19 protein-coding genes and 1 tRNA gene are annotated in these 17,872 nt (G+C 61.4%); 13 read left to right on the top strand and 7 right to left on the bottom strand.

The window, feature by feature from the left end; genetic code table 11:
* Position 1: 1 nt before the first annotated feature.
* The 4 genes from pgaB (at position 2) to VF285_RS02395 (ending at position 4,853) form a co-directional block, all read left to right on the top strand.
* Positions 2-2,023 carry a poly-beta-1,6-N-acetyl-D-glucosamine N-deacetylase PgaB gene (gene pgaB / locus VF285_RS02380; protein ID WP_346951014.1) on the top strand — a complete coding sequence of 674 codons (2,022 nt, stop codon included), beginning with the start codon at positions 2-4 and terminating at the stop codon, positions 2,021-2,023.
* A gap of 12 nt (positions 2,024-2,035) precedes the next feature.
* Positions 2,036-3,370 (top strand): poly-beta-1,6-N-acetyl-D-glucosamine synthase, encoded by a 1,335-nt coding sequence (pgaC, locus tag VF285_RS02385; protein WP_346951015.1) that lies wholly within the window; start codon positions 2,036-2,038, stop codon positions 3,368-3,370.
* Entirely contained in the window at positions 3,367-3,831 is a 465-nt protein-coding gene (gene pgaD / locus VF285_RS02390) for a poly-beta-1,6-N-acetyl-D-glucosamine biosynthesis protein PgaD (RefSeq protein WP_346951016.1), read from the top strand. Before pgaC ends, pgaD begins: the two co-directional genes overlap by 4 nt.
* Positions 3,832-3,959: 128 nt before the next feature.
* Complete coding sequence (locus VF285_RS02395) at positions 3,960-4,853, top strand: helix-turn-helix transcriptional regulator (RefSeq protein ID WP_346951017.1); 894 nt, start codon at positions 3,960-3,962, stop codon at positions 4,851-4,853.
* 9 nt (positions 4,854-4,862) lie between these two features.
* Here VF285_RS02395 and VF285_RS02400 read toward each other — a convergent pair whose 3' ends face one another.
* The gene (locus tag VF285_RS02400) at positions 4,863-5,639 is read right to left on the bottom strand and encodes an enoyl-CoA hydratase (RefSeq protein ID WP_346951018.1); all 777 of its coding nucleotides are present in this window, start codon (positions 5,637-5,639) and stop codon (positions 4,863-4,865) included.
* Between the two features lie 29 nt (positions 5,640-5,668).
* Here VF285_RS02400 and VF285_RS02405 point away from each other — a divergent pair, with 29 nt between their 5' ends.
* The 3 genes from VF285_RS02405 to ttcA are packed head-to-tail and all read left to right on the top strand — an operon-like array spanning position 5,669 to position 8,783.
* A complete protein-coding gene (locus VF285_RS02405) occupies positions 5,669-7,444 on the top strand; it encodes a M61 family metallopeptidase (RefSeq protein ID WP_346951048.1) in 1,776 nt (591 codons plus the stop codon).
* Complete coding sequence (locus VF285_RS02410; RefSeq protein WP_346951019.1) at positions 7,441-7,809, top strand: dihydroneopterin aldolase; 369 nt, start codon at positions 7,441-7,443, stop codon at positions 7,807-7,809. Before VF285_RS02405 ends, VF285_RS02410 begins: the two co-directional genes overlap by 4 nt.
* Positions 7,806-8,783 carry a tRNA 2-thiocytidine(32) synthetase TtcA gene (ttcA, locus tag VF285_RS02415; protein WP_346951020.1) on the top strand — a complete coding sequence of 326 codons (978 nt, stop codon included), beginning with the start codon at positions 7,806-7,808 and terminating at the stop codon, positions 8,781-8,783. Before VF285_RS02410 ends, ttcA begins: the two co-directional genes overlap by 4 nt.
* 8 nt (positions 8,784-8,791) lie before the next feature.
* Here the strand turns inward: ttcA and VF285_RS02420 are convergent, their stop codons facing one another.
* Positions 8,792-9,766, bottom strand: a complete 975-nt coding sequence (locus VF285_RS02420) for a LysR family transcriptional regulator (RefSeq protein WP_346951021.1) — start codon at positions 9,764-9,766, stop codon at positions 8,792-8,794.
* Positions 9,767-9,975: 209 nt separating this feature from the next.
* Here VF285_RS02420 and VF285_RS02425 point away from each other — a divergent pair, with 209 nt between their 5' ends.
* A complete protein-coding gene (locus VF285_RS02425; protein ID WP_346951022.1) occupies positions 9,976-10,320 on the top strand; it encodes a DUF4148 domain-containing protein in 345 nt (114 codons plus the stop codon).
* Between the two features lie 91 nt (positions 10,321-10,411).
* Here VF285_RS02425 and VF285_RS02430 read toward each other — a convergent pair whose 3' ends face one another.
* Positions 10,412-12,106, bottom strand: coding sequence for an AMP-binding protein (locus VF285_RS02430; RefSeq protein ID WP_346951023.1), 1,695 nt, complete (start codon positions 12,104-12,106; stop codon positions 10,412-10,414).
* A 189-nt stretch (positions 12,107-12,295) separates the two neighbouring features.
* On the opposite strand from VF285_RS02430, the gene VF285_RS02435 reads away from it, so the two are divergent.
* Genes VF285_RS02435 through VF285_RS02445 form a run of 3 tightly spaced genes read left to right on the top strand, consistent with a single transcriptional unit; the run spans position 12,296 to position 13,199 of the window.
* Positions 12,296-12,586 (top strand): helix-turn-helix transcriptional regulator, encoded by a 291-nt coding sequence (locus VF285_RS02435; protein WP_346951024.1) that lies wholly within the window; start codon positions 12,296-12,298, stop codon positions 12,584-12,586.
* A 3-nt stretch (positions 12,587-12,589) separates the two neighbouring features.
* Positions 12,590-13,048 carry a HipA N-terminal domain-containing protein gene (locus VF285_RS02440; RefSeq protein ID WP_346951025.1) on the top strand — a complete coding sequence of 153 codons (459 nt, stop codon included), beginning with the start codon at positions 12,590-12,592 and terminating at the stop codon, positions 13,046-13,048.
* Positions 13,011-13,199: a hypothetical protein gene (locus VF285_RS02445; RefSeq protein WP_346951026.1), complete on the top strand. Its 189-nt coding sequence runs from the start codon at positions 13,011-13,013 to the stop codon at positions 13,197-13,199. The genes VF285_RS02440 and VF285_RS02445 overlap by 38 nt, the downstream gene beginning before the upstream one ends.
* 211 nt (positions 13,200-13,410) lie before the next feature.
* Here the strand turns inward: VF285_RS02445 and VF285_RS02450 are convergent.
* From VF285_RS02450 to VF285_RS02465, 4 genes are all read right to left on the bottom strand, one after another.
* Positions 13,411-13,485, bottom strand: a tRNA-Val gene (locus VF285_RS02450).
* A 140-nt stretch (positions 13,486-13,625) separates the two neighbouring features.
* Positions 13,626-14,354: a DNA polymerase III subunit epsilon gene (dnaQ, locus tag VF285_RS02455; protein WP_346951027.1), complete on the bottom strand. Its 729-nt coding sequence runs from the start codon at positions 14,352-14,354 to the stop codon at positions 13,626-13,628.
* 79 nt (positions 14,355-14,433) lie between these two features.
* Complete coding sequence (gene rnhA / locus VF285_RS02460; RefSeq protein ID WP_346951028.1) at positions 14,434-14,874, bottom strand: ribonuclease HI; 441 nt, start codon at positions 14,872-14,874, stop codon at positions 14,434-14,436.
* A complete protein-coding gene (locus tag VF285_RS02465; RefSeq protein ID WP_414648047.1) occupies positions 14,867-15,634 on the bottom strand; it encodes a class I SAM-dependent methyltransferase in 768 nt (255 codons plus the stop codon). The genes rnhA and VF285_RS02465 overlap by 8 nt, the downstream gene beginning before the upstream one ends.
* 16 nt (positions 15,635-15,650) lie before the next feature.
* Between VF285_RS02465 and gloB the strand changes: the two genes are divergently transcribed.
* Both gloB and VF285_RS02475 read left to right on the top strand, forming a co-directional pair.
* The gene (gloB, locus tag VF285_RS02470) at positions 15,651-16,460 is read left to right on the top strand and encodes a hydroxyacylglutathione hydrolase (RefSeq protein ID WP_346951029.1); all 810 of its coding nucleotides are present in this window, start codon (positions 15,651-15,653) and stop codon (positions 16,458-16,460) included.
* Between the two features lie 7 nt (positions 16,461-16,467).
* Positions 16,468-17,856 carry a transglycosylase SLT domain-containing protein gene (locus VF285_RS02475; protein ID WP_346951030.1) on the top strand — a complete coding sequence of 463 codons (1,389 nt, stop codon included), beginning with the start codon at positions 16,468-16,470 and terminating at the stop codon, positions 17,854-17,856.
* Positions 17,857-17,872 lie beyond the last annotated feature (16 nt).

A 17,872-nucleotide genomic window follows, 5' to 3' on the forward strand; every position in this document is an offset into this window, starting at 1 on the left:
CATGTCCATCGCCCCTCTCCGCGCGCATTTACTCCTGTGGTGGTGTTGCCTCGCGTTCCTGACGGGCTGCGCGGGCAACATGCCGGCCTTCGTGCCGCCGCTTCAGAGACCCGTTTCTGCGACGGACCTTCCTTGGCCTCGCAATGGCCTGATCACGCTGGCCTACCATGACATCGAAGACGACGACCCCGACCAGGAATTCGTGGCGGTGCGTACCGACCTGTTCATCGCCCAGATGCAGTGGCTGCACGACAACGGCTACCAGCCCGTTTCGGTCGACCAGATTCTGGAAGCCCATCACGGGGGAAAGGCACTGCCCCCGAAGGCTGTGCTGCTCAGCTTCGATGACGGCTTTCGCAGCTTCTACACACGCGTCTTCCCCATCCTGAAATCCATGCAATGGCCCGCAGTCTGGGCGCCGGTTGGAAAATGGGTGGGCGCTCCGAAGGACCAGCCCGTGATGTTCGGCACGCGGGCGGTTCCTCGCGAGCAATTTGCCACGTGGAGCGAAGTGCAACAGGTAGCCCGATCCGGGCTGGTCGAAATCGCCTCTCATACCGACAACCTGCATCAAGGAGTCCTCGCCAACCCCCAAGGCAGTCAGCAGCCGGCGGCCTCCACCCGCCAATACGACCCGCAGACACACACCTACGAGTCGGACGCAGCCTTCCGCCGGCGCATTCGCGCCGACGTCGAATCAATCACGCAGACCTTGCAGGCCGTCACGGGCAAGTCCCCCCGGGTCTGGGTCTGGCCGTACGGCGCCGCCAACGGGGTGGCACTGGACATCATCAGGGCGCATGGCTACCAGATGGCCCTGACGCTCAGCGACGGCATGGGGACCGCGGATCACTTGATGTCCTTGCCGCGAATGCTGGTCACGGGTTCTCCGAACCGGGCGGACTTCGCACGGTCCGTGCTGGGCGTGGAACCGCGCGCCACCGTCAGATTCGTCCATGTGGATCTGGATTACGTCTATGACCCGGACCCCGCGCAGATGGATCGGAACCTGGGTGCCCTGGTGCAGCGGATTGCGGACCTGCAGATCAATACGGTCTTTCTTCAGGCGTTTGCCGACCCTCGGGGCGATGGCCTGGCACGGTCTGTCTACTATCCGAACCGATGGCTTCCGATGCGCGCAGACTTGTTGAACAGAGCCGTCTGGCAACTGCAGACTCGCGCTCACGTCAAGGTGTACGCATGGATGCCGGTCCTCAGCTTCGATCTGCCCTCGACCCTCACCCGGGTCGGCCGCTGGGACCCACACGACGGAAGCGTGACGTCAAGCTCGGTGGAGGGACACTATCAGAGGCTATCGCCCTTTGACCCCCAGGCGCGCGCAATGATTGCCGATCTCTACGAAGACCTGGCGGCCAGCGCGCCCATAGACGGCATCCTGTTTCACGATGATGCCGTGCTGAGCGACTTCGAAGACGCCAGCCCGCCCGCCCTGGCGGCTTACCAGCGAGCCGGACTCCCGGGCTCGCTCCCGGCGCTGCGGGCCGATCAAGCCACCCTGCAGCGTTGGACCCGCTACAAAAGCCAGGCCTTGATCGACTTCACCCACCTGCTGGCCCAGCGAGTCCGATCGACGCGTGGCCCTCAGGTCAAGACGGCTCGAAATCTCTATGCGAGCCCGATCCTGAATCCGTCCAGCGAGACCTGGTTTGCGCAAAACCTGGACGACTTCCTGAAGGCTTACGACTGGACTGTCCCCATGGCCATGCCACGGATGGAAAAAGTGCCGGTTTCACAGACCGACGCCTGGCTCAGCCAGCTGGTTGCCGCGGTCGGAGCGCGCCCGGGCGCGCTCTCGCGCACTCTGTTCGAACTGCAAGCCCGTGACTGGAACCTGCCGGGCCAGCCCCCGGTGGACGGCGAAACCCTGTCCCATTGGATGCGGCAGCTGCAACAGCAGGGTATCGAGAACTTCGGTTACTACCCCGACGATTTCGTGCAAAACCAGCCTGCGCTGCAAACCGTCAGACCTGTCCTTTCGAAGGCCTGGTATCCCTACCCATGAGGAGGCCTTGTGATGACCGACCGCTTACTTGCTCTCGTGATCCTGTGTCTGGTCCTGAGCGTACCCTTCGGGGCAGCCCTCCTGTGGACGACCGACCTGATCCTGGATTTCGTATTCTTTTACCCCTTGTTCATGTCGAGCCTGTGGATGTGCGGCGGCTGGTACTACTGGCTGCATTGGGAACGCCACTGGGAATGGGGAGCCGACGTCATACCGCCCCCACTTCGAGGCGACCCGCTCGTCTCGATTCTCATCCCCTGCCACAACGAGTTCGACCATGGTGCGGACACGATCCTGGCCGCCCTGAATCAGCGCTACACAAAGATCGAGGTCATTGCGATCGACGACGGGTCGTCTGACGGGACGGGTGCCATGCTGGACCAGCTTGCGCTGGACCATGACAAGCTGCGCGTCATCCACCTCGCGCAGAACCAGGGCAAGGCCATGGCGCTGCGGATGGGTGCGCTGGCCGCACGAAGCGAATATCTGGTGTGCATCGACGGCGATGCCATCCTGGACCAGAACGCAGTCCCGTACCTTGTGGGGCCGCTGCTCAACCACCCCCGCGTCGGAGCCGTCACGGGCAACCCTCGCATTCGCACCCGATCGACCCTGATAGGGCGTATCCAGGTTGGCGAATTCTCGTCCATCGTGGGGCTGATCAAGCGCACGCAACGCGTCTACGGCCAGGTATTCACCGTCTCTGGCGTCGTGGCGGCGTTTCGGCGCCGCGCACTGGATCGAGTAGGTTACTGGAGCCTGGACATGGTGACCGAAGACATCGACATCAGCTGGAAGCTGCAACGAGACCACTGGTCGATCTTCTTTGAGCCACGAGCCCTATGCTGGATACTGATGCCAGAGACGCTGCGGGGCCTTTGGAAACAGCGCTTGCGCTGGGCCCAAGGCGGGGCCGAAGTCTTCCTGAAAAACATTTCAAACATCTGGTCGTGGCGCCACCGCCGCTTGTGGTTCATGGTCCTGGAATATTGCATCTCGTCAATCTGGGCCTTTGCCCTGATGCTGTCCATCGGCCTATGGGCCTTGGGTGCCTTCGTGGCACTGCCCAACCACATGCATATCGAAACCCTGATTCCACCGGCATTTACCGGGATGGTCCTGGCCATGACGTGCCTGCTGCAATTCTGCCTGAGCATCTTCATCGACCACCGGTACGAACCCAAGCTGAGCCGTTCCTTGTATTGGGTGATCTGGTATCCACTGGCCTACTGGATGATCAACCTGTTGACGACATCCTGGAGCTTCCCGAAGGTCATGCTCAAACACCGCCGCAGCCGGGCACGCTGGGAAAGCCCCGATCGCGGCATCAAGGCGCCTACATCATGATGATCATCAAAACCCCTCGGTCTACCCCGCTTGCTGCCGCCGATTTTTTGTTGACGGCCTGCGCCTGGCTCGCGTTTCTGTACCTGTTCGGGTCCGGCATCTGGTCAATCGTCCACGACGGCGCGTCAGAGATGGCAAACCCTGTAGCCCTGCGCTTCCTGCCCCACATGCACGTCTTGCTGGCATACGCCACGGTGTCCATCGGCATTGGCCTGCTGCTGCTCGCCTGGGCCAGCTACAACGCGAAAAGGTATGGCGGTCTGGACCGGCGCAGACACCCCCGGACTCTGGCACCCGAGTCTCTGGCTGCGAGCTTCGATATCAGTCCGACACAAGTCAGCACACTGCACGCGAACCAGTCGATCTGGATACATCACACGCCCGAGGGCCAGATCAGCCTGCTTCGCTTTATCGATTCACCCCGAACACCCACCCGCGACGTCGTGCGGCAATTGCGATGAGCCGCCGGGGTGGCGGGGTGCTTCAGGCCTGACAATTACCTTAACTTTTGATTAAACCAGCATTGCAAAACGTCACACGTTAATAAACAATATCCACATATATCCATGTTTATCGTAAGGGTATCAAGATGCCAACCGTCATCGTCGTGGAGCCCAACACGCTAGTACGTCTGGGCATGCTGAAGCTGTTGGAGACGCTTGGCTGCGCACTCAAGAGCACGGGCATCGATTACGCACAGCTATTCAACCCTCCACCCGGAAAGCCCACAAACATCGACCTGATGCTGTTGTCCGTGCCAGAGTCGTACCAGCGCACGGTCGAACTGGTTGCAGCTGCTCAGCAAAGCTATACACCTCGCCATATCCTATTGCTGTCCGATACCGAGACATTGCCTTATGGCCTGATCAACCTGCCACCTGCACTGGCAGGATATATTCCAAAACACGCTTCGCAGGACGTCCTGAAAACTTCTGTCAGATTGGTCCTCGCTGGCGGGAAATGCTTTCCACGCCCCGACAGTCTCCACCAGGCAGGTACCCAGGATGACACAGCACCCCATAGCGGCGTAGCGCCTCCCAGGCGCCGCTGGTACGACCGGCACGACTCGTCTCCCCCTCCCCGGACGGAAGCCCTCAATCTCGAAGGCGCCCCGGATGCGCCGCAACGGGTCGCAGCGGCCCCACACGACCCGCAGCCGCCAAGTCAGAGCCCTGCCAACCATCCGCTCCCCACGGATGGACAGGCTCTGACCCCCGAGATCATCAGCCGAGAAGCGGACCTGCTGCGTTTGACCCCCCGCCAATACGAGGTGCTGGTCCTGCTGGCAAAGGGCTACCCCATGAAGAGAATCAGCCGCGAACTGAATATCTCGGTCGCCACCGCCAAAACACACACCGAAGCGCTGTACCAACGCTTATCCGTCAACAACAGCAATTCGGCCGTCTACGCGGCCATCTCAAAAGGAGCCACGCTCGGATGGCAGGGGCTGCCGCCTGTCATCCAGCTCGTACCGGCTGCGTAGCCTACCATCCTAACGATGCTTGAAATCGGGCTTGCGCTTTTCAACGAACGCCCGCATGCCTTCCTTCTGGTCATCGGTGGCAAAGAGCGCATGAAAATTGCGGCGCTCGAACAACAAAGATTCGGAGAGCGACGACTCAAACGCCCGGTTGACGCTTTCTTTGGCCATCATCACCGAAGGCAGTGACATGGACGCAATGACGGTCGCTGCCTCGACGGCTTCGTCCAGCAGGCGTTCGGGTGTCACGATGCGCGCCACCAGGCCTGCGCGCTCTGCCTCGTGCACGTCCATCATGCGGCCCGTCAGCACCAGATCCATGGCCTTGGCCTTGCCCACGGCACGCGGCAGACGCTGCGTACCGCCATAGCCGGGGATCACCCCCAGCTTGATCTCGGGCTGGCCGAACTTGGCGTTGTCGGCCGCGATGATGAAGTCGCACAGCATGGCGAGTTCGCAGCCGCCCCCCAGTGCGTAACCCGCCACCGCTGCAATGATGGGCTTGCGCATGTGGCGCAAGGCCTCCCAGTCGCCGCCCAGGTAATCTGCCTTGTAGACATCCATGTAAGACCATCCAGCCATCGCGCTGATGTCGGCCCCCGCCGCAAAGGCCTTTTCGTTGCCCGTCAGGACCATGGCACCGATATTTTCATCGGCTTCGAAAACCCGCACTGCTGCCGCAAGCTCAGTGATGACGTCATTGCTCAGGGCATTCAGGACTTTGGGTCGATTGAGCGTAAGCACCCCCACGCGACCCCTGACTTCAACTTTGACCAATGATTCGCTCATGATGTCTCCAAAGTTAAACTAACGCGATGATGAAAAAAGAACTGATCCGCTACCAGGTGCGGCTTGCCGACCCCGCCGGCCACCGTTACGCCGTCACGCTCACGGTGCCTCAACCCGATCCACGAGGCCAGGCGGTGCGCCTGCCCGCCTGGATTCCAGGCAGCTACCTCATCCGTGATTTTGCCCGACAGATCGAATCTCTGCAGGCACGCAGTGCCGGGGACGAAGTGGCGGTCTCCAAAATCGACGATCACACCTGGCAATGCCAGCCCTGCAACGGGCCGCTCACGCTGGAATACACGGTCTATGCCTGGGATCTGTCGGTGCGGGGCGCGCACTTCGACGAGAGCCATGCTTTCTTCAATGGAGCCAGCCTGTTTCTGGCCGCCATCGGGCAAGAATCACAGGCCTGCCTGCTGGACCTGCGCGCCCCATCCCACGCACGCGGCTGGCAGGTCTACACCAGCCTCGCAGCGGCCATCGATGAACCCGATGCGGCGCCACCACGCGGCTTTGGCACCTACTACGCGGGGGATTACGACACGCTCATCGATTTTCCGGTCGAGATGGGCACGCCACAATGCGTCAGCTTCGAGGCGCACGGGGCAGTCCACGACCTGGTCTTCACCGGGGTGATCCCGCGCCTGGACATGCAGCGCATTGCTGACGACGTGCAAAAGATCTGCGCAGCACAAATCGCGCTCTTTGAACCCGAGGCCCGCCGAGCCGCATTCCTGGACAGCGCACAACGCTACGTGTTTCTCATCCACGTGACAGGCGACGGTTATGGCGGTCTGGAGCACCGTGCCAGTGCAGCGCTCGCCACCCGCCGTGATGCCCTGCCCTGCCTGGGCTGTGCCGCGCCTGAAGGCTATACCCGCTTTCTGGGGCTGGTGAGCCACGAATACTTTCACTCGTGGAACGTCAAACGCATCAAACCGGCGGCCTTCGTGCCCTATGATCTGACACAGCCCAACCATACCCGCCTGCTGTGGGTCTTCGAAGGCTTCACTTCCTACTACGACGACCTGATGCTGCTCCGATCGGGCATTGTCACCGAACCCGACTACCTGAAGCTCGTGGCCGAAACGCTGGATCAAGTGCAACGCAGCCCCGGCCGGCACAAGCAGTCCGTCGCCGACAGCTCGTTCGATGCCTGGACCCGGTATTACAAGCAGGACGAGAACTCGCCCAACGCGCTGGTGAGTTATTACACCAAAGGTTCGCTGGTCGCGCTGGGGCTGGATCTCGAAATTCGGCGCCAGACACACGATGGACGCAGCCTGGACGACGTGATGCGACTGCTGTGGCAACGCTATGGCCGCGATTTTTACCAGGATCACTCCACGGGCGTCGCAGAAGACGCCATGCCGGCCCTCATCACCGAGGCCACCGGGGCAGACGTGGCAGGCTTCATTCGGCGCTACGTCGACGGCCGTGAAGACGTGCCGCTCAAAGCAGCACTGGCAGGCGCAGGCATGGCCCTGCAAGCCAAACCCGAAGCCTCGCGTCCCACGCTGGACATCCGGACCAAAGCCGACGCGGGAGGGCTGCGATTGCTCACCGTGTACGAGCACGGTGCAGCACACCGCGCGGGCCTTTCTGCGGGCGACCTGCTGATTGCCGCCGATCAGTTGCGCGTCACCGACAGCGCCAGCCTGGACCACTGGCTGGAAGGCCACCAGCCCGGTGACCGCGCCCAGCTGCACGTTTTCCGGCGCGACGAACTGCGGCACTATACGGTGCGACTGGGACGGCCCGGCCCCCTCAAGCACTCGATCACACGCACCGAGCCGGCGATATGAATACACGTCGCATCATCCTGGATGGCCTGCACGTTCAGGCCTCGATCGGCATGCTGGATCACGAACGCACGCAGCGCCAGCCGCTCGTCATCCATGCCGAGTTCGACACCCTGATCACCCGGGCGGTGGACGATCATGACATCGGCAGCGTGCTGGACTACCGCCAGCTGCGCGCCACTCTCGTCACACAAGCCACCACCGGCCATACCGATCTGCTTGAAACACTGGTCGGCCGCATGCTGGACTGTGTCATGCAAGATTTCCCCGCAATCCAGCAGGCCACCGTGCGGCTCTGCAAGCCTCAGGCCTTCGAAGATTGCGACGCCGTCTGCATCGAACAAAGCCGCAGCCGAATTTCATCATGACCTCACCCCTGCCCTCAGAAATTCATCCCCCACGTGCTCATTTGAGCGTCAACGAGAACAAGCTCGTCAAGCGTCTGTTGCGCGAAACCGGACGTGCGATCGGCGACTATCAGATGATCGAGGACGGCGACCGCGTCATGGTGTGCCTCTCGGGAGGCAAGGATTCGTACGGATTGCTCGACCTGCTGCTCACGTTGCGCGAGCGTGCACCCATCCACTTTGATGTGATCGCCGTCAATCTGGATCAGAAGCAGCCCGGCTTCCCGGAGCACGTGCTGCCCGATTACCTGAGCGCGCGCGGCATCCCGTTTCACATCGAAAACCAGGACACGTACTCGGTCGTCAAGCGTCTGATTCCGGAAGGCAAGACCACCTGTTCACTCTGCTCGCGCCTGCGTCGCGGGATCCTGTACCGCGTGGCGCGCGAACTGGGCGCCACCAAGATCGCGCTAGGGCACCACCGCAACGACATCCTGGCGACCTTTTTTCTCAACCTGTTCTACGGCGGGCGCATGAAGGCCATGCCGCCCAAGCTGGTATCCGACAACGGCGAGCACATCGTCATCCGGCCGCTGGCGTACGTGCGCGAGAAAGACCTAATCGCCTACGCCAGGCTGCGCGAGTTTCCCATCATTCCCTGCAATCTGTGCGGCTCGCAAGAGAACCTCAAGCGCAAGGAAATCAACCGCATGCTCGAAGAATGGGACCGGTATTTCACCAACCGTACCTGGAGCGTGTTTCGCGCCTTGTCACACGTGGTGCCGTCGCACCTCATGGACCCGGCCCTGATGGATTTTGCACACCTGAAAGCCACGGGGCAGGCGGATGCCGACGGAGACCATGCCTTTGATGCCGAGGACTTTCCAACGCCGGCATTCTCGGAAGATGAAGAAGAATCAGGGGGGCAGCCCGCAGATCACGCGCTACACGAACGCGTCGTCGTACGCGCCCAAGCCAGAACCTCGGGCACCTGAGCGCAATCTCAGCCGCGCGACCCCGCACGCGTGGCCAATACCTGCCGCTTCGAGGCCGCCCCCGGGGCCTCTCCACTCCCTTCAGGAGTGCCCGACAGGAAAGCGGCATGCATCAGCTGCTCGGCCAGGAAGTCGATGAACACCCGTGCACGCGCCGGCATCAGCCTCGAGGGGAACAGCGCCACCAGGGGAATCGGCTCAAAGCTCCAGTCAGGCAGCAGCCGCACCAAATGACCGCCCACCCGACTGTCGCGGATCGACAGCGGCACGACGCCCATGCCCATTTCAGCCATGTGGCGCAGCATCAGCACGTGATTCATCGCCATGCGGCCACGGACATGGATGTGCCGCTCTTCGCCGTCGGAGGAATACAGATGCCAGTTCGTGTCCCCGCGCGAGGTGCTGGTGCGCAAGCACTCGTGGTCCGTCAGCTCTTCGGGCGTGGCGGGCGTGCCATGTTCCAGCAGGTATTCACGCGACGCAAAGAGCCCCAGCAGCAGAGTTCCCAGTCGATGGGACACCACCGTTGAATCAGCCAGCTGGGCGGCCCGGATCACCACGTCGAAGCCGTCTGCCTGAAGATCGATCTTGCGCACGCTCAGATCGTATTCGCACTCGATTTCGGGATAACGACGAGAGAACTCGGGCAATGCGGACTGCAGAAACGCCAGCGCCAGGCTGGATGGCAGCGAAACCCTGAGCCGGCCCCGCGGCTGCTGCGTGTTCTCGAGCAGCATTTCGTGCGCCACCCGCGCCTGCTCGACGATGGGCTGGCAGCGTTCGAGATAGATGGCACCTGCCCGCGTGAGCCCGACTTTTCGCGTAGAGCGATTCAAAAGCCGCACCCCAATCGACTTTTCGAGCTGAGACAAACGCCGCGACACTGTGGAGGCCGGCATGTCCAGGGCCTCTCCGGCCCGCGTGAAATTCTGGCTGCGTGCCAGCTCTACAAACAGCTCGATATCGTTCAGGGAAGGTGTCATGGAAACATGGAAGGCAGTTGCATACCTCACCATTGTCGCGCATTCAAGCAGGGATTACCCGTAAAAATGGAAAGGTGTATTCGCGATAAGGGCATTTATTGCACTGCACCAGACGCGCACAATGTTCACATCGAAACAGGGCATGGCAAGCAAAACGGAAAGCCCGCAGCGCCCTGCTTCAAGATCAACTTCAAATGAAGGAAACCATCATGAAAGTCACCACCACATTGACCGCACTGGTCATCGGAATTGCCAGCATGGGCCTGGCACAAGCTGCCGAAGTCGCTCCCGCCATGGGCGGCCATGACGCCTACTATCCGGCCATCGTACAAGGCGCCAGCACGTCTCGTGCGCAGGTGCTGGAACAGCTCAAGCAAGCCCAAACCACCAACGTGGTGACTGCAGGCCATGACGCCTACTATCCACAACTGGCCAGTACGCAGAACAAGACGCGTGAACAGGTCGTTGCCGAACTGCAGCAAGCCCAAGCCAATGGCGACCTTGCTTCGAACGGCGGTCATGACGCGTACTACCCGGCTCATCCTGCAGTCTGAGCGATTCCGATTCGCTGACTGACAGGTAAGTCACGGCCCCGCAAGGTTCGCTCCTTGCGGGGCTTTTTATTCGCCTTTTGGCCAGAGCCCGTCAAGCCGTTTTCTGCTCGACCACCCCCAACTGCTGCATCATCCGCTTGCGGATCTCGTACTTCTGGATCTTGCCCGTGACCGTCATGGGGAATTCTTCCACGAAGCGGACGTAGCGCGGGATCTTGTAATGCGCGATCTTCCCCTGGCAGAACGCGATGATGTCTTCCGGCGCCACATCGGCCGCCTCGACGCCCGCCTTCAGGATGATCCAGGCACAGAGCTCTTCACCGTATTTTTCGTCGGGCACTCCGACCACCGACACGTCGCGCACGGCCGGGTGCTTGTAGAGATATTCCTCGATCTCGCGGGGATAGACGTTCTCGCCACCCCGGATCACCATGTCCTTCAGACGCCCGACCACGTTGCCATAACCCCGGTCGTCGATGATGATCAGGTCGCCGGTGTGCATCCAGCCCTCGGCATCAATGGCCTGCGCGGTCTTTTCTTCGTCACCCCAGTATCCCAGCATGACCGAATAGCCCTTGGTACAGAGCTCGCCCGGCGTGCCGCGCGGCACGATCTGCCCGTGCGCATCGATCACTTTGCACTGCAGGTGGGGCTGAACCCGGCCGATGGTCGTGACGCGGCTCTCCAGGTCATCGTCACCCGCAGACTGGAAGCTCACGGGACTGGTTTCCGTCATGCCATAGGCAATCGTCACGTCCTGCATGTGCATCGCATCGATGACTTGCCGCATGACATCCACTGGGCAGGGTGACCCGGCCATGCAGCCGGTGCGCAGACTGGACAGATCAAAACTGGCGAATTGCGGGTGGCTGAGCTCGGCAATGAACATGGTGGGCACGCCATACACTCCCGTACAACGCTCTTGTGCAATGCACTGCAAAACTGCCAGGGGATCGAACGCATCCGACGAATACACCATGGCCGCCCCGTGCGTGAGGCATCCCAGATTGCCCATCACCATGCCGAAGCAGTGATACAGAGGGACCGGAATGCACAGGCGGTCAGCTTGCTTAAGGCCAATGCACTCACCTACGAAGAAGCCATTATTCAAAATGTTGTGATGCGAGAGCGTCGCTCCTTTGGGCAAGCCCGTCGTCCCGCTGGTGAACTGGATGTTGATCGGGTCATGGCAATCCAGTGACCGCCCGATCCGTGCCAGCTCTGCCGGGCCGTCAGGCGTGGCGAGTGAGGCGATGTCATCGAATCGCCGCCATCCCGCGCGGGCCTTGCCGCCGATCTTGATCACATGCCGCAAGTGCGGCGCAGCGGCCGCATGCAACTCACCGCTGTGCTGCGTGACTTCAGGCAGCAGAGATTCGACGATCCGCACGTAATCGCTGGTCTTGAAGCTTTCGGCCGCGACCAACGCACTGATCTGAACCTTGTTCAGGGTGTACTCGAGCTCGCTGCTTCGGTACGCCGGGTTGATGTTGACCAGGATCATGCCCGCCTTGGCGGTGGCAAACTGAATCAAGGCCCATTCGGCCTTGTTCGGCGACCAGATACCCACCCTATCCCCACGCTTGAGCCCCATGGCCAGCAAACCGGCGCCAATGCGGTCCGCTTGTTCATTGAGCTGCGCATATGTCAGGCGGATCCCCTGGTGCGCCGATACCAGGGCTTCCTGTTCGGGCCAGGTCCGGGCGGCGTATTCCAGCGCCTGGCCGATGGTGTCCGTACGCAACGGCGGGTTCGTGGCCCCCGTTACCAGACTGGGTGCATTCATGGTTGTCTCCTGTTTTTATACGAGCGACTGCCTCAGGATCAGGATAAGGCGATGAAGCTGACAGGAAGCTTTGAGGGTGGAGAGCACCTCGAACAAGTGTCGCCAGATCACCTTGACCAGCTCGCACTCAGCCCACATAAAAGGCAATATACGAACTGTTATAAGTATTTTTTTGATATAACAGACTAAATGTCACCTTTTATAAAACATAACGATATTGCTCCAAACATTGCGGCTGCAGCGCGTGCACGGCGGCTGGCTGCAGACCTTTCCCGCAAAAGCCTGAGCGCACGGTCCGGCGTACCTGAAGGTACGATAAAGCGTTTCGAAACCACAGGAGCAATCGCCTTGAAATCCCTGCTGAAGCTGGCCCGGGCATTGGGATGCCTGGACGAATTCAAGGCACTCTTCCCACCGCCCACCGAACCTGTCCGTCTGGACGAAATCCTGAAACCCGCACGTCAACGCGGCCGAGGGTAAATCATGGATCACACCAGAAGACTCAGCGTGCTGCTGGCCGGCTCGCCCGTCGGAGCGATTGCAAGCACGACTCGCGGAGAGATCTGGTTCGAATACGACGCGAACTGGATCGCATCAGGCTTTCCCCTGAGTCCGATGGAGCCGTTCGCATTGCGCACGGGTGCCTTCAAGGCGAGCGACGCCCGTGTCTTCAAAGGACTGCACGGCGTCTTCAATGACGCCTTGCCTGACGGCTGGGGCTTGCTGTTGATGGACCGAGCCATGCTGGCGAAGCACGGCTGGTCCTGGCAAAACATCACACCACTTGATCGTCTGGCATATATGGGCACCCGGGCCATGGGCGCACTGGAATTTCGCCCGCCCATTTCAGACGACACGCCGATAGAACAAGATGGGGGAAGGCAAGCCCTCGCTGAAGGCACTGATGAAGCTGGGCGAGCAACTGGGTATCGACCACGCTGACCTGATCGTCCGTGAAGTGTTCGAATCCATCCGCGCCTGGCCGAGCTTTGCAGCGGCACAGAACGTGCCGCAGGACATTGCAGCCACCTACCAAGCGGGAATGGAAGCAGGGCCAGCCTTTGCTGCCCTGGCACGGCTCCGAGGTGCGTAGATCTACTGCGCCGACACGGGCCTACGAGGTGGCGGCGGCTCCGCTGGTCGATGGGAATCAATCCACACCAGTACTTCAAGCTCATACCAGCAGAGCCGCCCGCTACTGTCAACGGGACATTGGGACACTGAATAGGTGGATTTACTCTAAATCAACATGCATAACGAATAAGAGCCATATCAGCTAAATGCTTGATATGGCTCTGACATTCTGGTGGGCGGTACTGGTTTCGAACCAGTGACCTCTGCCGTGTGAAGGCAGCGCTCTACCCCTGAGCTAACCGCCCAGCTGGATCGCCAAAACGCATGAAAATGCGGGGCAATCAACTGGAAAGACGACGATTATACACGAAGCGCAGAGCACAACCTTCGGCAGGCTCGGCCCAACACCAGGTGAATCTGCGGCACCTGAAACGCCCCCTGGGCCTTACGGCTCCAGCCCAGATGCGGCACCGCTGAACTTACGCCACAAGCTCTGCCCGCCCGCGGCTTCGTCCAGGCCATCCAGATACGCCTCGTGGGCTTGCAAGTCCTGCGCACTGGCCGCCACCACGGGCAGGCCGGAGGCGTCGAACCCTGTCTGTGCCCGCGCGCTCTGCATCGCGTGTGCGTCATCGGCCGCATCATCGAGCAGCGAATCCTGCCCGCGGGTCATGGCGAGCCATACTTCGCCCAGCAGCTCGGCATCCAGCAGCGCGCCGTGCAAAGTCCGGTGCGCATGCGAAATGCCGAAGCGCTCGCACAGGGCATCGAGATTGTTGCGCTTGCCCGGAAACATCTCGCGGGCCACCGACAGGGAGTCGGTCACCTTGGCACACAGGGTCGGGAATGCCGGCAACCCGGCGCGCTTGAGTTCGGACGTGAGGAATTTCACGTCGAAGGCCGCGTTGTGGATGACGATCTCGGAATCCTTCACGAAATCGGCCAGCTGAGCAGCAATCTCGGGAAAGCGCGGGTGACCGGACAGAAACTCGGTGGTCAACCCGTGGATGCGCAAGGCATCCGGGTCGCTGTCGCGGTCCGGGTTCAGGTACAGATGCAGGTGCCGGTCGGTCACTCGACGATTGAGGATTTCGACGCAGCCGATTTCGACCACCCGGTGCCCCTGTTCGGGCTCCAGGCCGGTCGTTTCGGTATCGAGCATGACTTGACGCATGAGGGTTCCTCGCGCTTCGCAGCGAAGCCAGGCCAAAGGCACTGCCCGACTGCGACGCGAATTTCATAGAAAAAAAGATTCAGGGGAGTTCGGCCACGCCCTGATTGGCCAGGGCATCGGCACGCTCGTTGCCGGGGTCACCCGCGTGCCCTTTGACCCAGCGCCAGTGTAGTTCATGGCCTGCCGCCAGCGTATCGAGCGCCTGCCAGAGATCCGCGTTCTTCACGGGCTTCTTGTCAGCCGTGCGCCAATCACGGCGCTTCCAGTTGGGCAGCCACTGCGTCATGCCGTTCTTGACGTAGACCGAATCGGTATGCACGGTCACCACACAGCGCCGCTTGAGCGCCTTCAAGGCCTGGATGACCGCGAGCAGCTCCATGCGGTTGTTGGTGGTCAAGGGCTCGCCCCCGTGCAGGGTTTTTTCACGATCCCCTTGACGCAGCAGGGCGCCCCAGCCCCCTGGGCCCGGATTGCCCTTGCAGGCGCCATCAGTCCAGATATCTACAACAGGTTCAGCCATGAGGCTCCTTCATTTGATTGGCCACCGGTGCCACGGCGGCGCGGCGGTTACGACGGCGCTTGCCCTTACGCCAGGCGGGCCCGACCAGTCGCATTCCTGTCACCCGTTTGACCACTGCGATCGCATAGACGGCGCCCGCCGCAGGCCACCAGCGGTCGCCGGCGTGTTCCATGAAATGCCAGCGCTGCAGCCAGACTTGCGTCTCGCACAAAGGCACGTAACACCCAAAGCGGCCACGGTCGAGTTCGAACGACAAGAGTTTGAACCAGTCCTTGAGACGCGAGGGCGACACCTGCGACGGCACGGGCACCGGCAGACGCAGCGCAAGCCCTGGCAACGATTCTCGAGCGCCCCACAGACTATACGGGTTGAAGCCCGTGATCACGACGCGGCCTTCAGGCATCAGCACACGCTCGACTTCACGCAGCACCAGGTGAGGATCCCGGCACCATTCGAGGGTGTGCGGCATGACCATCAGATCGATGCTCTGGGAATCGAACGGCAGCTGTTCAGGCTCGCAGACCAGGCGGCCGGCTCGGGTGCCAAAGAGTGCGCTGGGGCTGTGCGCCCAAGCCTTGTAGGGGATACGATTGGCCTGCAGCAGATCCCAATGCGGCAGACCTACTTGTATGGCATGATAGCCAAACGCGTTAGCGACCATGGCATCGACCTGGTGCTGTTCCCAGGCCCGCACGTACTGCCCCACAGGGGTATCCAGCCATTGCGCCAGCTCAATCGGCATTGCACGCTGTGATGCCAAACCCTGCTCCTTTGCCATGAAACTGATTGCCCCCACCACGGCCGCACCCGCGACCCTGACCCCGATACCGGCCTTTGCCGACAACTACATCTGGATGGTACAAAAAAACGGCCACGCGTTGGTCGTGGACCCGGGCGACGCCACGCCCGTGCTGGCATGGATCGATCAGGGCCTGGTACTGGACGCCATCCTCGTCACCCACCACCACAACGACCACACGGGCGGAGTGCGTGCATTACACCAGCGAACCGGCGCCCGCGTCTACGGGCCCCGGCACGAAAATCTCCCGTATCGCGACGTGCCGCTGTCCGAAGGTGACTCCGTCGATCTGCCCGGCCTGGGCCTGCACTTCCAGGTGCTGGACATCCCTGGTCACACAGCGGGCCATATCGCCTATGTAGGCCTCATCGGCGCCGATCAACCCCTTATTTTCTGCGGCGACACGCTGTTTTCGTCGGGGTGCGGGCGGCTTTTCGAAGGCACCCCTGCACAAATGGTCGAATCCTTGGGTAAAATCGGAACCCTGCCTGTCAAAACCCTGGTGTGTTGCGCGCACGAATACACCGCTGCCAACATCCGCTGGGCCTTGCAGGTCGAACCCGAAAACGTGGCCTTGCAGGCACGGGCTCGGGAAGTCGCCGAATTGCGCGCACAAGGCAAGCCTACACTGCCTTCGCGTCTGGGGCTGGAACTGCAAACCAACCCCTTTTTGCGCATCCGGCACGCTGATGTACGCGCCGCAGCACAACGACAGGCCGCCAACCCACTGAGCAGCCCAGAAGCCGTCTTTGCATGCCTGCGACACTGGAAAAACGAATTCAAATGATCCATCCATGAAAATCCTGCGACTCCTTCTTCCCTTGGTTCTGGTGGTGCTCGCAGGCTGCGCCTCTACTCACCGACAAGACGCCAGGCAAGGTCAGGCTTACGTCGCATCCGACACCTCACGCACGGTCGACCTCACGTATCCCCCCCGAGACATGTGGGACCGCATCCGACGAGGTTTCGCCATCCCCAACCTGCATAGCGACCGCGTCGATTACTGGACCGATTACTACGCAGCCCACCCGCAATCCGTGCTGCTCATGGCACAGCGCGCGGGCAAATATCTGTACTACATCGTCGACGAACTCAACCGTCGCGGCCTGCCCACCGAACTGGCCCTGCTGCCGTTCGTCGAATCCGCCTACAACCCCAACGCATTGTCCCGCTCCCAGGCCTCGGGCCTGTGGCAATTCGTGCCGGCGACCGGCCTGCACTACAACCTGCAGCAAGACTGGTGGCGTGATCAGCGCCGCGATCCGGTCGCTTCAACGCAAGCGGCCCTGGATTACCTGAGCTACCTGTACGACCTGCAAGGCGACTGGTTCCTGGCGCTGGCCTCGTACAACTGGGGCGAAGGCGCCGTCAAGCGCTCCATGGACAAGGCCGTGGCCGAAGGCATCGCCCCCACGTACCTCAACATCGACCTGCCTGACGAAACACGCAATTACGTCCCCAAGCTGCAGGCCATCAAGAACATCGTCGCCAACCCGCAAAAATACGGCATCACCCTGCCACAGATCAGCAACACCCCCTACTTCATTACCGTACACAAATCACGCGACATGGACGTCGCGGTGGCCGCTGCGCTGGCCGACATGCCGCTGGATGAATTCCGCGCGCTGAACCCCTCGTTCAACCGGCCCGTCATCCTGGGCAAGCATCATCCGGCACTGCACCTGCCGCTGGACAAGGTCGCCACGTTCAACCACAACCTGGCCAGCTACAGCGGCAGCTTGTCGTCCTGGCAAATGATTCGGCCGCGACGCGGCGAGTCCTTGGCCAGCATCGCCAAGCGCTATGACATCACGCTCGACCAATTGCGCTCGGCCAACGCGCTGAGCCCACGGCAAAAACGCGCTGAAACCGCCCTGCTGGTACCCCGCCAGGCGGCGCCTGATCGCGGCGGGGTCATGCTGGTCTCATTCGACACCACGACAGCAGAACCTCGCGCCGAACCACCTGCCCGGTCTACCCGGTCGCGCACCACACGGCGGCCCGACCTGCGGCCGCGCGCCGTAGTGCGCACGCACACGATCCGCGCCGGCGACACGCTCTATTCGCTGGCCCGCCGCTACAACACCTCGGTCGAGGCGCTGCGCAAGCTCAACAACCTGAAGACCACGTCGCTTTCCAAGGGACAGCGCATCCGCGTTCCTGGTAGCGACGTCCAGGGCTGACCCGCAGAACACAGGC

The sequence above is a fragment of the Castellaniella sp. genome, assembly GCF_036379515.1.
Classification (GTDB): Bacteria; Pseudomonadota; Gammaproteobacteria; order Burkholderiales; family Burkholderiaceae_B; genus Castellaniella.

What these genes read in the sequence shown, in the direction of transcription:
- gloB (WP_346951029.1), top strand. Translation starts at nt 15,651, where the DNA reads ATGAAACTGATTGCCCCCACCACGGCCGCACCCGCGACCCTGACCCCG.
- VF285_RS02445 (WP_346951026.1), top strand. Translation starts at nt 13,011, where the DNA reads ATGAAGCTGGGCGAGCAACTGGGTATCGACCACGCTGACCTGATCGTC.
- pgaD (WP_346951016.1), top strand. Translation starts at nt 3,367, where the DNA reads ATGATGATCATCAAAACCCCTCGGTCTACCCCGCTTGCTGCCGCCGAT.
- VF285_RS02420 (WP_346951021.1), bottom strand. Translation starts at nt 9,766, where the DNA reads ATGACACCTTCCCTGAACGATATCGAGCTGTTTGTAGAGCTGGCACGC.
- pgaB (WP_346951014.1), top strand. Translation starts at nt 2, where the DNA reads ATGTCCATCGCCCCTCTCCGCGCGCATTTACTCCTGTGGTGGTGTTGC.
- VF285_RS02435 (WP_346951024.1), top strand. Translation starts at nt 12,296, where the DNA reads ATGTCACCTTTTATAAAACATAACGATATTGCTCCAAACATTGCGGCT.
- VF285_RS02425 (WP_346951022.1), top strand. Translation starts at nt 9,976, where the DNA reads ATGAAAGTCACCACCACATTGACCGCACTGGTCATCGGAATTGCCAGC.
- VF285_RS02440 (WP_346951025.1), top strand. Translation starts at nt 12,590, where the DNA reads ATGGATCACACCAGAAGACTCAGCGTGCTGCTGGCCGGCTCGCCCGTC.
- dnaQ (WP_346951027.1), bottom strand. Translation starts at nt 14,354, where the DNA reads ATGCGTCAAGTCATGCTCGATACCGAAACGACCGGCCTGGAGCCCGAA.
- VF285_RS02400 (WP_346951018.1), bottom strand. Translation starts at nt 5,639, where the DNA reads ATGAGCGAATCATTGGTCAAAGTTGAAGTCAGGGGTCGCGTGGGGGTG.
- VF285_RS02410 (WP_346951019.1), top strand. Translation starts at nt 7,441, where the DNA reads ATGAATACACGTCGCATCATCCTGGATGGCCTGCACGTTCAGGCCTCG.
- VF285_RS02405 (WP_346951048.1), top strand. Translation starts at nt 5,669, where the DNA reads ATGAAAAAAGAACTGATCCGCTACCAGGTGCGGCTTGCCGACCCCGCC.
- pgaC (WP_346951015.1), top strand. Translation starts at nt 2,036, where the DNA reads ATGACCGACCGCTTACTTGCTCTCGTGATCCTGTGTCTGGTCCTGAGC.
- VF285_RS02475 (WP_346951030.1), top strand. Translation starts at nt 16,468, where the DNA reads ATGAAAATCCTGCGACTCCTTCTTCCCTTGGTTCTGGTGGTGCTCGCA.
- ttcA (WP_346951020.1), top strand. Translation starts at nt 7,806, where the DNA reads ATGACCTCACCCCTGCCCTCAGAAATTCATCCCCCACGTGCTCATTTG.
- VF285_RS02430 (WP_346951023.1), bottom strand. Translation starts at nt 12,106, where the DNA reads ATGAATGCACCCAGTCTGGTAACGGGGGCCACGAACCCGCCGTTGCGT.
- VF285_RS02395 (WP_346951017.1), top strand. Translation starts at nt 3,960, where the DNA reads ATGCCAACCGTCATCGTCGTGGAGCCCAACACGCTAGTACGTCTGGGC.
- rnhA (WP_346951028.1), bottom strand. Translation starts at nt 14,874, where the DNA reads ATGGCTGAACCTGTTGTAGATATCTGGACTGATGGCGCCTGCAAGGGC.